The sequence below is a fragment of the Dyadobacter sp. CECT 9275 genome, assembly GCF_907164905.1.
Lineage (GTDB): Bacteria > Bacteroidota > Bacteroidia > Cytophagales > Spirosomataceae > Dyadobacter > Dyadobacter helix.
This window is the reverse complement of sequence record NZ_CAJRAF010000002.1, coordinates 2,312,748-2,326,715: the sequence shown is the minus strand read 5'-3', so window position 1 is coordinate 2,326,715 and position 13,968 is coordinate 2,312,748. Positions and strand designations below refer to the sequence as shown.

Annotated in this window: 12 protein-coding genes; 7 read left to right on the top strand and 5 right to left on the bottom strand. The window is 45.5% G+C overall.

From position 1 onward, the window contains the following. Positions 1 to 23 precede the first annotated feature (23 nt). From KOE27_RS17450 to KOE27_RS17420, 7 genes are all read left to right on the top strand, one after another. Complete coding sequence (locus tag KOE27_RS17450) at positions 24 to 233, top strand: hypothetical protein (protein WP_215240115.1); 210 nt, start codon at positions 24 to 26, stop codon at positions 231 to 233. Positions 234 to 344: 111 nt separating this feature from the next. Further along, on the top strand, positions 345 to 1,850 hold the full coding sequence (locus tag KOE27_RS17445) for a hypothetical protein (protein WP_215240114.1): 1,506 nt from the start codon (positions 345 to 347) through the stop codon (positions 1,848 to 1,850). 25 nt (positions 1,851 to 1,875) lie between these two features. After that, positions 1,876 to 2,640 carry an exodeoxyribonuclease III gene (locus KOE27_RS17440; RefSeq protein WP_215240113.1) on the top strand — a complete coding sequence of 255 codons (765 nt, stop codon included), beginning with the start codon at positions 1,876 to 1,878 and terminating at the stop codon, positions 2,638 to 2,640. Positions 2,641 to 2,796: 156 nt separating this feature from the next. Further along, positions 2,797 to 3,384, top strand: a complete 588-nt coding sequence (locus tag KOE27_RS17435) for a pseudouridine synthase (RefSeq protein WP_215240112.1) — start codon at positions 2,797 to 2,799, stop codon at positions 3,382 to 3,384. Positions 3,385 to 3,479: 95 nt separating this feature from the next. After that, on the top strand, positions 3,480 to 6,119 hold the full coding sequence (gene mutS / locus KOE27_RS17430) for a DNA mismatch repair protein MutS (protein ID WP_215240111.1): 2,640 nt from the start codon (positions 3,480 to 3,482) through the stop codon (positions 6,117 to 6,119). 77 nt (positions 6,120 to 6,196) lie between these two features. Continuing rightward, positions 6,197 to 7,387, top strand: coding sequence for a nucleoside permease (locus KOE27_RS17425; RefSeq protein WP_215240110.1), 1,191 nt, complete (start codon positions 6,197 to 6,199; stop codon positions 7,385 to 7,387). Beyond that, positions 7,384 to 7,752 (top strand): DMT family protein, encoded by a 369-nt coding sequence (locus KOE27_RS17420; protein ID WP_215240109.1) that lies wholly within the window; start codon positions 7,384 to 7,386, stop codon positions 7,750 to 7,752. Before KOE27_RS17425 ends, KOE27_RS17420 begins: the two co-directional genes overlap by 4 nt. A gap of 64 nt (positions 7,753 to 7,816) precedes the next feature. Here KOE27_RS17420 and KOE27_RS17415 read toward each other — a convergent pair whose 3' ends face one another. The 5 genes from KOE27_RS17415 to KOE27_RS17395 form a co-directional block, all read right to left on the bottom strand. Then, positions 7,817 to 8,398: an RNA recognition motif domain-containing protein gene (locus KOE27_RS17415; RefSeq protein WP_215240108.1), complete on the bottom strand. Its 582-nt coding sequence runs from the start codon at positions 8,396 to 8,398 to the stop codon at positions 7,817 to 7,819. A 45-nt stretch (positions 8,399 to 8,443) separates the two neighbouring features. After that, complete coding sequence (locus tag KOE27_RS17410; protein ID WP_215240107.1) at positions 8,444 to 9,277, bottom strand: SMP-30/gluconolactonase/LRE family protein; 834 nt, start codon at positions 9,275 to 9,277, stop codon at positions 8,444 to 8,446. Positions 9,278 to 9,379: 102 nt separating this feature from the next. After that, positions 9,380 to 9,838 carry an RES family NAD+ phosphorylase gene (locus KOE27_RS17405; protein WP_215240106.1) on the bottom strand — a complete coding sequence of 153 codons (459 nt, stop codon included), beginning with the start codon at positions 9,836 to 9,838 and terminating at the stop codon, positions 9,380 to 9,382. Between the two features lie 53 nt (positions 9,839 to 9,891). Beyond that, on the bottom strand, positions 9,892 to 10,410 hold the full coding sequence (gene parS / locus KOE27_RS17400; RefSeq protein ID WP_229252813.1) for a type II RES/Xre toxin-antitoxin system antitoxin: 519 nt from the start codon (positions 10,408 to 10,410) through the stop codon (positions 9,892 to 9,894). Between the two features lie 103 nt (positions 10,411 to 10,513). Next, a complete protein-coding gene (locus KOE27_RS17395; RefSeq protein WP_215240105.1) occupies positions 10,514 to 13,948 on the bottom strand; it encodes a DUF1080 domain-containing protein in 3,435 nt (1,144 codons plus the stop codon). Positions 13,949 to 13,968 lie beyond the last annotated feature (20 nt).

Sequence of the window (13,968 nt, the reverse complement as noted above, 5' to 3'; positions counted from 1 at the left end):
TAAGAACTTTTAACCCTCTGAATTTGAACAGTACTTTTGTTGAAAATCCGTTGTTCCCGCAATATGTGGAACTAGTTTTGCTATTTGTATGCCTGTTCGCGGTTTCCTTTTTTTTGAAAAAGGGGAGCTGGGTGACAAAGGTATCGGGAGCCATTTTGATTTTTCTTCCGATCCGTTATTTCTATCTGCTTCTGCTGACCCACGCGATTAACGTACCTTTTACCGACGACTAGAACTTACTGGAGACGATTTATAACCTGCAAAAGGCGTCGGGATGGTATGAAACCCTTAAGATTCTCTTTGAACAGGTTAATCAGCACCGGTTTGGTTTTGAAAGGATCGTTATGCTTCTGCAGCTATGGATAACCGGAACAATTGATATCAAATGGCTGATTGTAACCGGAAACCTTTTTATGTTCGGAACGGCTTATCTGTTTTATAAAACTTTAAAGGCTGAACAGTTATCCTGGTATTATTTCATTCCGGTTCCTTATATTTTGTTCAATCTGGTTTACAGCGAGAACGCGTTTTGGGGAATAGCCGCTATTCAAAATACGCCGGTCATTTTCTGGGCATTGTTAGCGGTTTATGGTCTGGGCCGGGATAATCGGGCTGGGTGGTACATCGGATTTTTTAGCGCCATAATTGCGACCTTTACCAGTGGAAATGGAATGTTAACCTGGATCGTAGGTGTTGTTTTCCTGCTATACCAGAAAAATTTCCGGTTTTTGGTGATTTGGATACTTGCTGCTGCTGCAGTTTTATCCTTCTATTTTCTGTTTGAATACCAGCTCGTACCGCCCCCCCCTGAGAGTGCCCTGAGCAGTCCTTTGTATAATGCGCTGCTTTTTTTCGGTTTTTTAGGAAATGCACTGTACCTGGATATCCCTCATCCGCTAGTCCCAGGATTTTACAAGGATATGCTGGCGTGTGCTTTGATGGGCATGTTCATAGGTATGGTCGCCTTGTTATGGCTGGTGAGGTTTATCTTCTCCCGTAATCCTAAATGGTCTTATTGGTTTCTGTTGGGGGCAATAATGTTTCTGATGGGAACTGGTGCCATGTTTGTCCTCAGCAGGCCGGTTTTTAGTTATTTTATGTACGGCGGTGATATTTTTTCACGGCGCTACCTGATTTTCGGCGTTGTCCTTCTGGCTGCTACCTATGTCTGTGCTTTGATTCTGATCAAAAGAAGCCTCATGATTTCCAGGATTATTGCAGGAACTTTTTTTGCAGTATTCCTCTGTCTGAACTTTTTGAGCTATTATAACTCAACGGCCACATTGCGCAAACTTCATGCTGCACTGGAGCTGGATGGGTACTTCTGGACAAACTATCACGCGTTCCTTACCCAGGGAAATGAGTTTTATGACGTGCCATTCTGGAATCATCCTACCAGGATGAAAAATCTGATGAGCAATATTGAAAACACCGGTATCAGTAAACCATTTGTCCCGGAAGAACTGGCGAGCAGGAATCTGATCATTCCTGCGTCAAAAAAAGGTAATCTTTTTAAAGGCAAGCTGGATATAGGTATCAGTTATCGTGTGGGCGGTTACAATCAGAAATTTAAATTTTTAACTTTTAAAATTATCCCGACCAGTTCTGCGGATTTAAAATATGTGATTTTAAAAGGCAAGGAAAGGATTATCGTTCTGCCGCTGGTACCTGTTCCTTATGACTGGCAGGAAACGTTTGCGAAAAACACCTATTACAGCGGGGAATATCAGTCAGAAATATTCAGACGGAAATTGCCTGTTGACGATTACGAAATTTGGGTAATGAGCAAACCCGTTTCCGGAATTTCTTCGACAACCCTGTTTACCGGAAAGGTTCTCAGTTTGAAATAGTGGCTGTATTTCCGATTATTGCAGTATGGAAATACTAACCTATAATGTAAACGGAATCAGAGCGGCCATCAAAAATGGCCTGATCGATTGGCTGAGTGACAAATCTTTTGATATTTTATGCTTTCAGGAAGTGAAGGCAACCCCTGACCAGGTAGATCTTGCCGTTTTTAAAGCGCTGGGCTATGAACTGGTTGGCTGGCACGCGGCTGAGAAAAAGGGCTATAGTGGCGTAGCTATTTTCTCGAGAACAAGGCCTGATCTTGTTTCGGCGGGAGTTGGGATGCCTGTTTACGATTCGGAAGGGCGAGTCCTCAGAGCAGATTTTGGAGATATTACAGTACTGAACTGCTATTTCCCTTCAGGAACCAGCGGAGAAGTCAGGCAGGATGTGAAAATGCGCTTTCTGGATGATTTCTATGCCTGGATTGCTATTTTGCGGACGGAAAGGCCCAATCTTATTATCTGCGGGGATTACAACATTGCGCATACCGAAAGAGATATTCATGACCCGGTCAGAAATAAAAACTCTTCCGGTTTTCTTCCCGAAGAGCGGGCCTGGATGACCAAATGGTTTGGCAGCGGATATACGGATTCATTCAGATTTAAGAATCCTGACCTGATCGAATACAGCTGGTGGACCTACCGCTCCGGTGCACGGGCAAATAACAAAGGCTGGCGTATTGACTACATTTCTGTTACGGAATCCCTGAAAGAACGTATTGTTGCCAGCAGACAATATAATGACGCTGTTCATTCCGACCATTGTCCTGTATGGCTGGAGATAGCATGAGTTACTCAGATTGTTTTAGTATTTTTGATACAGAGCACACCTTTGGCGTGAAATTGTCTCGCGGGGAGATACTTCCCTGGCTATGAACTTGATTTAGCCGTCATTCTCAAATAAGCAATGGGTCGTCAATAGCTGACACCCGTAAACTATACCGATTTGTTCCGTTATTTTCTGATATATAAGCCGTTTGGTATGTTATCCCAGTTCAGCCGTGAAGGGGAACACGCTACGCTGGCGGATCTCAACTTTACATTCCCAAAAGATGTATACCCGGTAGGAAGGCTTGATGCCGACAGCGAGGGGCTTTTGTTGCTTACCAATGACAACCGGTTAAAAACACGGCTGCTCGACCCGAAAAATAAACATCCCCGTACTTATTACGTACAGGTGGAAGGGAATGTTAATAATGAAGCTTGCGAAAAATTAAGAGCGGGTGTTGAAATTTCGGTGGATGGTAAAAAATACAAAACACTGCCGGCAGTAACGAATACGATTGAGGTACCTGAACTGCCTGAAAGAAACCCGCCCGTTCGGTTCAGGAAGAGTATCCCTACGTCCTGGCTGGCACTGTCTCTGTACGAAGGGAAGAACCGACAGGTACGCCGCATGACCGCTGCCGTGGGTTTTCCAACCCTTCGCCTGGTCAGGTACGCGATCGGGAAAGTGAGTCTGGCTGATTTTGAAGCCATTGAGCCCGGGGGAGTGGTGGAGTTTGATCACAAGGACCTCCCCTTGCTTTATTAAAGGCAATTTCAAACCCATTATAAACACATTCTGTTCTTGCCAAACCGGATAGAAGGGTTAATTTTGTAGTTATCCATTATCAAATCCGCGATTACTTGGCAAAGGCACAAAAGGAAACACCGCTTAGCAAACAATACAATCAGATCAAAGCAAAATATCCCGGAGCATTATTGCTTTTCAGGGTTGGTGATTTTTATGAAACCTTTGGTGAAGACGCAATCAGGGCATCCAAAATACTGGGTATTGTACTCACACGACGTAACAACGGCGGAGCGCATGAAGAGCTGGCAGGTTTCCCCCATCATTCACTGGACAACTACCTTCCCAAGCTGGTAAGGGCAGGCGAGCGTGTGGCTATCTGTGATCAGCTGGAAGACCCGGCCGCCGCAAAGGGTATTGTGAAACGCGGTGTTACGGAGCTTGTTACACCTGGCGTTTCACTCAACGATAATGTACTGGATGTAAGGAAAAATAATTACCTGGCCGCTGTTCACATCGGTGGGGATAACCTGTTTGGAGTGGCATTTTTGGATATCTCCACAGGAGAGTTTATGACGGCCCAGGGCAATGCAGCCTACGTTGATAAAATGCTCCAGGGGTTTACGCCGGCGGAAGTTCTTTTCTGTAAAAGGAGCAAACAGGAATTCAATCAGCTTTTTGGGGGCAAGTACCATACCTTTCAGCTGGAAGACTGGTGTTTCGGATACGACTATGGGTATGAACAGCTTACCAGCCATTTTCAAACTACGACTCTGAAAGGATTCGGAATTGAAAACCTGCCGTTGGGGATCATTGCTGCGGGCGTGATTCTTCATTATCTGCGTGAAACAGAGCATAAAGAGGTAAGTCACATAGGAAGAGTAACGCGGCTTGAAGAAGAAAAATATGTGTGGCTCGACCGGTTTACGATCAGAAACCTGGAACTGGTATACCCACAGCAGGAGGGAGGAGTACCGCTGATCCAGATTCTTGACCAGACCGTTACACCCATGGGCGCAAGGTTGCTGCGGAAATGGATGGTGCTTCCGCTGAAGGAAAAGATCCCGATCGAAGAAAGGCTCAATACCGTGGAGCATTTTTTGGGCAACCCGGAGCTTCACGAAGCCATGATGCAATGCCTGAAACACATAGGTGACCTGGAAAGGCTTATTTCCAAAGTGGCGGTGCGCCGGATTAATCCGAGGGAATTGGTGCAGTTGAAAAAGTCGCTGAAACAGATAGGGCCCATCAAGGAATTGCTAATCAAACTGGGAGAAATGGAGTTGGGGAAAAAGACTTCCGTTTTTGCCCGGTCCATCTTAAATAAATACATCGACCAACTGAATCCATGCAGTCTCCTTGCCGACAAGATAGAACTCGAAATCAGGGAAGACGCACCGGTGCTGTCCAATCAGGGGAGGATGATTAATAGTGGGGTGGATCCTGAACTGGATGAGCTGCATGCCATATCGTATGAAGGGAAAGATTACCTGCTCAAACTCCAGAACCGTGAGATTGAAAGAACAGGTATCGGTTCTTTGAAAATAGCTTACAACCGAGTGTTTGGTTACTATCTCGAAGTTACCCATTCACATCGTGACAAAGTGCCGGCTGACTGGATACGCAAGCAGACCCTTGTAAATGCAGAACGGTACATCACGCCCGAACTGAAAGAATACGAGGAGAAAATTTTAAATGCGGAAGACCGGATATCTGCCATTGAGTTCAGGATATTCAGTGAACTGGTACAGACGGCCTCCGAATATGTGGGTACGATACAGCAAAATGCCACGGTAATTTCCACTTTGGATACCCTGAGTTCCTTTGCCATTGTTGCACGGAAAAACAAATATGTGAAGCCAGCCATCAGTGACGGAAAGGAGCTGGACATCAGGGATGGGAGACACCCGGTAATTGAGCAGCAACTGGCCGTAGGAGAAGCCTATGTCCCGAACGATCTTTTCCTGGACGATGCCAGCCAGCAGATCATTATCATTACCGGGCCCAATATGGCGGGTAAATCGGCGCTGCTTCGCCAGACGGCCCTCATTGTATTGATGGCACAAATGGGTTGTTATGTGCCTGCCAAATCAGCAACAGTGGGTATTGTGGATAAGGTTTTTACCAGGGTTGGAGCCAGTGATAATCTTAGCCGTGGGGAAAGTACTTTTATGGTAGAAATGACGGAAACCGCAAGTATCCTCAACAACCTCAGTGACCGGAGCTTGGTGCTGATGGACGAAATTGGAAGAGGAACCAGTACTTATGACGGCGTTTCCATCGCCTGGGCCATTACAGAATATTTACATAACCAGCTTGAATGCAGACCTAAAACCCTTTTTGCAACGCACTATCACGAATTGAATCAGCTTGCTGACGATTTTCCAAGAATCAAAAATTTTAATGTTGCCGTTAAAGAGGTGGATAATAAGGTGATATTCCTTCGCAAGCTTAAGCCAGGCGGAAGTGCTCACAGTTTTGGTATTCATGTAGCGCAGATTGCCGGGATGCCCCAGCCCATAGTACTCAGGGCGAGTGAAATTATGCAGCATCTGGAAAAGGATCACGTAACCGAAGCTCATAAAACGAAAGTGAAGGAAATTCCTAAAAATAATTATCAGCTCAGCATTTTTGAACCGGCCGATCCCAGATTGGAGGAGCTGAAAGAAAAGTTATCTCTGCTGGATGTTAACACACTTTCACCGATTGAGGCCTTGTTGAAGCTGAATGAATTTCAAAAGCTGGTTAGAAAATAGGACACTGTTTGAGTCCGATTTAATCGCTTCAATGCTAAACCTGAATAACCTTAATTTTAATTATACCAATTCTTGAAATGAAAAATTCAACACGTTTCCAGCTCATGGCCATGATGTTCCTGCTTTACTTTGTGTGGGGGTCGTGGTATGGCCAAATGAGCAAGTACATGTTTACGCAGCTTGGAGCCACTGGTGCACAGGTCGGGAATGCCTATGCAGCTTTCTCAATTGCGATGATCATTGCTCCTTTTTTTGTCGGAATGATTGCTGACAGGTATTTTGCGGCACAGAAAGTCTTGGGTGTGTTGAACCTCGCGGGTGCGGCCATACTCTATTTTCTGACGGGGGTTAAAGATGCTGATACCTTCTTTTGGGTGATATTGCTTTATTGCATCACTTTCGCTCCGACCATTTCCCTCACAACCTCTATTGCGATGCAGCAGGTGAAGGATTCGGAGAAGGATTATCCAACGATCAGGGTGATGGGTACATTGTCCTGGATTGTAGTATCTAATATCATAGGATATTACAACTTCGGCGACAGCGTGATGATCTTCAAATTTTCAATGTACTCAGCGGCCTTTCTGGGTGTCTTCTCTTTCTTTCTGCCCAATACGCCTCCCAAGCCCAGTCTTACTACATCCTTTTCCGACATCCTGGGTCTGGACGCGTTTAAGCTGTTTAAGGACCGCTCTTTTGCTATCTTCTTCGTTTCGTCGTTACTGATCTGTATTCCCCTGTCATTTTATTACGCTATGGCCAACCCATCGCTAACGGACTCCGGTATGACTAACGTAGAAAACAAAATGTCGTTGGGGCAGATATCCGAAGTGGTGTTCATGCTGCTGATTCCCTTGGCTTTCAGTCGTTTGGGGGTAAAATGGATGCTGATCGTTGGTCTGATTGCCTGGATCGTTCGTTTCATCGGTTTCGGCTATGGTGATGCGTCCAGCGAATGGCTGTTATTCCTTGCCATCATACTACACGGTGTTTGTTATGACTTTTTCTTTGTTACCGGGCAGATCTATACGGACAGCAAGGCGGGAGAGAAGTACAGGTCCTCTGCCCAGGGTTTGATCGCAATAGCCACCTACGGTATCGGAATGGGTATCGGATCCTGGCTTGCGGGTAAAGTGGCCGATATTTATACAGTTGACGGTGTTAAAAACTGGACCAGCATCTGGATGGTTCCGGCGGGTATCGCAGCTGTGGTACTGATCTTATTTGTGCTTTTCTTTAACGATAATAAGGTGAAGGCCGCCTCATGAAATCGATCCTTACCATCGGATTACTTATTTTGTCCAATGCCTTTATGACCATGGCCTGGTATGGTCATCTCAAATTTAAGGAATTGGGCTGGTTCAGTAAGCTGGGCTTGGTTTCCGTTATCCTGATTAGCTGGGGGATAGCTCTCTTCGAATATTGTTTCCAGGTTCCGGCCAATCGTATTGGCTTTAAAGAGAATGGAGGGCCCTTTTCGCTGGTAGAACTGAAGGTTATTCAGGAGGTGATCACACTGGTGATTTTTACGGTATTCACCCTATTGTTTTTTAAGACCGAGACGTTCCGCTGGAATCACCTGATCGGTTTTCTGTTTCTGGTACTTGCGGTTTATTTTATATTTAAAAAATAAAATTGGCCGGATTTTCGTCCGGCCAATTTTATTATACATATCTGTTTGGAGAGGGTATTAATGCTCAATACCAATCGTCATCATCATCGTCTCTGTTTTTGCGGAAGTCGGTTTTCTTGGAGCCTCCGCCGCCCTTCTTAAAATCGCCTCCTCGGTGTGGGCCTTTGTCGCGTCCAAAATCCCTTGACTTTCCACCACCGAAGCTATCCCCATATCCGCCCCCTTTATTAAAACCTCCTGAACTTTTGGATGGAAGGTCATTGGACGGCTTTTCAAAACTTCTTGTATCTTTGTATATATCTCCACCTCCCGTATTCGTGTTTTCCGGTTTTTTTACGTACCTGTCGCCGGAAAATGTATTAGGCCGGGGTGCAAATCCACCTTCGGTTCGTGGAGGACGGCTTTCTTTCTTCTGAGATTCATTTACAACCAACGGGCGACCATACATTTCTGCCCCGTTAAGCTGGCTTATTGCCAGTCTGGCCTGTTCTTCATCCGGCATTTCTACGAACCCAAAACCTTTGCTCTGACGTGTAATTTTGTCAATGATAATCTTAGCGGATGCAACTTCTCCGAATTTTTCAAAAGCTTCCCGCAGCTCACTTTCCTTCAGTTTGAAAGAAAGACTCCCTACAAAAATGTCCATAGAAAACGCCTGTTTTATTGATTTAGATTTTAGTTGTAAAGATATTTATTTAAGCTGGTAAGCCACAACACTGTTTTTCATAAATGTAGGAACATAAACAATTTTCTTGATACTGTCATATCCTATATCGGCAGAATTGACTTTATCTCCCCTTGTATCAATCAGCTGTTGGGTTGTACCATCCGATTTGACATAATAAACAACCCCGGCCCAGCAGGAAACAAGGTATTCTCCCGGCCTCACCTGTTCAATACCATCCGTACTTTTATCCATTCCTTCCGCAATTACAGTGATTTTCTTGTCACTGCTCAGTTTTTTCAAAGTTCCTGCATCGGCAACAAGCAGGTCGGAGCCAACGGCTAATAAACCATTCGGACGGTTAAAGTCTTCGTAGTAGGTGGATACCAAACCGTTTTTAATAAGGTGGACTTTCTTGGTGTCAGAATCAGAAACGTATACATTCCCTTTGGAGTCAACGGTTACGTCATTTAGGAATTTTGCTCCCGGTACTTCATACTTTTTTAGAATTTTGCCTGTTTTGGTATCAATCTCAACAACCTCTGTCACATCGGCTACATAGAATTTATTACCGATTTTCCCCATTCCTTTTGGAGCATTCAGGCCAGTAACCCAGTCGTTGGTCATGATTTTTCCATCCAGTCCAACCTTTGCAATACCACCCTTTCCGTCTTTTTCACCTGGTTTTCCATCGATCTGAGCCACGTATAAGAACTTGCCAGCTGCATTATAAAGGACAGATTCCGGGATGGGAAGTGAGGCTTCCGTTTCCCAGATACGTTGCAATGAATGCTGTGCCTGTGAGTACATCACGGAGAATGTAGTCAGCGCAGCAGTCAGGATTAAGTGTTTGCCTTTCATTTTGATGTGATTTTGCCGTAAATAACTGTAAAGCTTAGAGACACACTGTTTATACTATCAAAACTAAATAAAAAAAGCCCCAATCTGAATGCCTGAGGTGTTTTATTTCAGTTTCAGCCTTACGTCGTATACAAAATCCTTCACTTCTACAATCTGGAAATCGGAACTATGCGGATGAAGAGGATTCAGCAAATAATTAAATTCTTCGGGAACAATGGCAGAAGGAACCCTGATAACCAGATGGCCTGGCTTTTGAAACAAACGGGAAATGAAGTCCTTTGTGGATACGGGGACCGGAGAGAGGGCCCAGTCGCCCGGAAGTTTGGCGTGTGGGATTTTTAGAATATGTTCATCGGGTATATCAAAAGTAGTGATACTTAATGCTCTTGGGATATCTTCAATGTTAACATTCGCGGTGTACTCAAGCAGCGCCAACGCTCTGCTGTCCGAGGTATAGATACAAGGGACCAGCTTATGATTCCAGCGTCCGCCGTGCAGCCTTGCCCCCTCGCCAGAGACATCATGAGCAAATTTGGTGCGTCCGATTCTGTGAACTATCATCTGGTGTGTAAGTGTGTGGCAGCTCGTATTGAAATTCAGGAAAAGGATCCTTATCAGGAATAAACGCCGTAATCAATGCGGCCTATAAGATCCTTAATTTCTTCACGGCCATATTGATTATCAAGAAGATCATAAGGAGGAATCCCCCCCAGCGCCTGATTGGGGCGAAATATCCATTCATTAAAGCGTTTGTTATCTTCAAATACTTCGTAGCCATAGGAGTAGATGTCAGCCAGGCTCATGATTTTTTCACTGAGTGTCTGGTTAAACTTTTCTGCACCTTTTTTATTGATGAGGGTAGCCCTGGCAACAGACAGCGTTGCCGCAAGCTGGTCATAATCCAGGCCCGCTTTTTGTTTGAAATCTTCAAAATCCCTTTTACTTATTCCCTCGCGTATGAGGCCTATTTTTTCAAAGGTTGTCATCTTTCTTTGGGGTTTTGATGTGTGCATAGGGAAAATCAAGCCGGTTCCATAAGACAATGCAGGTTCTTTGAGTGTGAGAGCCGCTCTGTCCTCTGTGTCAGTGTATTGTTTTGATTTGGCAGCGGATTTTTCCTGAATCTTTTTCATAGAACAAATATATACTATATCTAATATAAATTTATACTTTTATGAAATAAAAAAAGAGCCTGCGCAATGTGTCGCGCAGGCTCTTTTACAGGTACTCCCAAACTTATTTTTTCTTTTTCGATTTTTTCTTCGGTGTATCCACTACTGCCGGGGCCTCAGGTACCTTGGTAAGATCCAGAACGCGTATGTTTCTGAACCGGAGCGAATCCCCATGCCCAAGGTATCCGATATGGCCTGAAGTACGGCTAAGGCCAGGGTGCTGCTGATGATCCGCAGTACCGTTTTTACTGGCTTCGGCAAGGTCTCCATCCAGGATTACCGTTCCGTTTAAGGTAACACGGAGTTTGGAACCTTTAAGATATACTTCCTCAGTGTTCCACTCCCCAACTGGTTTCAGATAACCGCGTTTAGCAGGAATAATGCCATAGGCCGAACCGTGGTACTGGTATTCTTTCAGGTCTTTATATTTGTCGGCGTCGTTATCAAGGATCTGGATTTCCGTGCCTGCGTATGCGCCATCTCCTTCCAGCGGAGCACGAATGCCCAGTCCATTATTAGCGCCGGGAGTCAGTTTAAAATCAAAACGATATACAAAATCGCTGTATTCGTCTTTGGTGTATAAGTTACCTTTTCCACCTCGGCTGGGGTCAATGACGAGTTCTCCGTTTTCTATGAAATAGTCGGTTTTGTTTCCAACCCACTCAAAGGTATTGGTCCCGTCGAAGAGTACCTTATATCCTTCTTTTTTCTCTTCGGCAGATAGCTCAAAAGTCTGGCTTGGTATTTCCCTTACATAAATGTCTCTGTAATAGATAATGTTCCCATGTGCCTGAAGTTCGATCTGTTCCTTGGCGAAAATGGGGAGTTTACGGTCCCAGAAGTTTTCGAGCGTTACATTATTTACTACGTTTTCACCGTTCAGGTCTACCGAAACCCGGTCGCCCACCATCGTGATGTGGAAAGTATTCCAGTCGCCAATGGCATTATCAGCCAGCTTGGTAGGTTTGCTCGGGTTTTTCTGATTATTGTAAAGCCCGCCGGAACCCACCTGCGCTCCCACATCCACACGGGAAGTATCCCAGATCTGCACCTGCGGCGTACCTCTCAGATAGATACCCGCATCCCCATTTTTTTCGATTTTCCAGTCAACATACATTTCAAAATCAGCATATTGTTTTACCGTACAAAGGTTGTCGCCATGTCCGCTGAAAATCAGGTTGCCATCTTTTGCGTACCATCCGGCTCTGGCTTTCTCGTTCGCTTTTTTCTGTTTGGCGGCAAGGGTATCCGCGCTCATTTTGCTGCGTTTGATAGGGTCTTCTACAAGCCCTTTCCAGCCGGTAAGGTCCTTTCCGTTAAAAAGAGAAACAAACCCTTCACCAGCAGGCATTTCGGATAAACGTTTGCGGATAGACGCCCTTTGATTTTCACTTTCCGGGCCTTTCAGTACTGATTCCGTTTTGGTAAGCAAATCATGGATTTCCTTACCAAAAAAGTTTTTGTTGGCAAGAGCTATACTCATTACTGCCTGCGCCGCAGCTTGCTGTAAAGGAGCTTCGTCGAGGTATTTTCCTGCGAAAAAGAGCGCATTAAAGGTTTTATATTTAACGAGTTCTTTTAATATCTGTTCTTTCTGAGCATCTGTTTTAGCCAGGTCCATGGCATTGCGGAGCATGATCACATTATTCACGGGAGTTTTACCCGACTTGCTTACGGAGGCTACATAGCCGGTTAATGCCAGATTAAATTCTTCTGCATCAGTCGTTTTCCCAGCAATAGAAAGCAATTCTCTGGAAGCACTTGCATCAGACCAGGCAGCGAGTGCGGATATAGCTGCCCTTTTGGTAACGGCATCACCCGATGAATAGGAAGAAACGATGGTATTCAGCGCCTTTTTTCCTCCAATGGATGACAGCACACCCAGATATCTCGACTGCTTGTCGGCAGGAGCATTCGGCATTTGCTTCAGGATGATATCCGTCTGAGAAGAAACATCACCCGAACTGGTGATTACGGCGCTAACCGCCTTCTGCACATCGGCAATTTCATCTGCACTGGTCACGTTGTTAAGCAATTTATAAAGCTGAGGTAAATCATTTTCGGTTGCCAATGACTGCAGAGATACGAAAGCAGCTTTTTTAACCTCAGTATTTGTACTTTTCAACAGCGGAGTAACCACCGGAAGTTTGGCACTTGCTGCTCGTGCTGCGAGTACCTCGATAGCAGCAGGCTTGGCGGCTGCCGGCAAAGCGGGCAGTGCTGCGGCCAGCTGGTCTGTCACACCATTTCCTTTAATAGTCAGCAAACTGTTTTTTACTGCCTGGATTTCTGGCGCGTTTCCGGTTTTTAAAACAGGGATCAGACTTTTAACACTGCTCTCTCCACCAATTTTTCCCGCCGCCCAGATTGCCGCCAGCTTTACACTGTTCTCTTTTGAATTCAAAGCTTTCAATACGGCAGGTAATGCATCTTTTGATTCAGCTCGTCCGAACATAGTAATCATTTCTGCCTGTACTTCTGGCTTCGCCGTTTTCAGGGCCGCAAGCCAGGGTGCGGTACCGTTGGCCATGGTGTATTTCTGTCCCAGTTTCAGCGCGGCCGCACGATATTGTGGATCCGTACTTGCCATAGCCTTTACCAGAACAGGGACGCTTTCACGTTTTTTGATATCCGAGTAAACCTTCAGTGCAGAGGAACGGGTAGCAGATTGCTTTGGGTCAGGCGTATTTTTAATGAGCTCCATAGCCGCTTTTTCGGCGGCCGCTGTTGAGCCATTTTGCGCCAGACGCACCAGGTACTTAATATAAACAGCGGTGGCGTCGGCCTCATCATAACCGTAAAAGGCTTTTTGAGCGGCCAGCGCCAGAATGCTTTCTGAGGATGGCGCGCCAATTTCCGAAAGCGCGTACAGGCTAACTTTGCGAAGGTTTACATTATCGCTGGTCGCCGTTTTTTCAATGAAGGAGGCAGAATCCTTATACTTTGCGTCTCCGAGCGCTTCGATGATAGCGATCTGAGTACTGCCGCTGGCGCCGCCCAACGCCTGAGCCAATGCAGCTCCGGCAGAAGCAGTTCCAATCCTTGCCAGCGCACGTGACGCGGGGCCGGATAACTTCTCGTCTCCGAGATAAGATTTCAGTACATTAACGGATTCGTCTTTGCCTACTGTCTGAAGCTGATAGATCAGAAATACCTTGCTGTCGGGGTCGGTTACTTTGGAAAGCGCTTCACCATAGGCTTCGGCGGCCAGTTGGCGCCACGCTTCCCTGCCTGACTGCATAGAAGCGAAACTAAATCCGCCCAAGGCATACTGGATTTTTGAATTATCACCTTTGCCAGGAGGCGTTAACATGGCGGCGATCTGTACAATTCCTGATTTGCCAAGTGCAGCCAGGTCTTCCATGCTTTTGTTCAGCTTGGCAGAATTATCTGCGGGAAGGCGGGATAGTAAATCCTTGATTTTACTTTGATCCGTTTGTGCCCAGGCAGAGGAAGCCAGCAGGCACAGGACCAGAAAAGAATAAATATGTTTTCTCATGTTTATATTGCTGAGAGCCA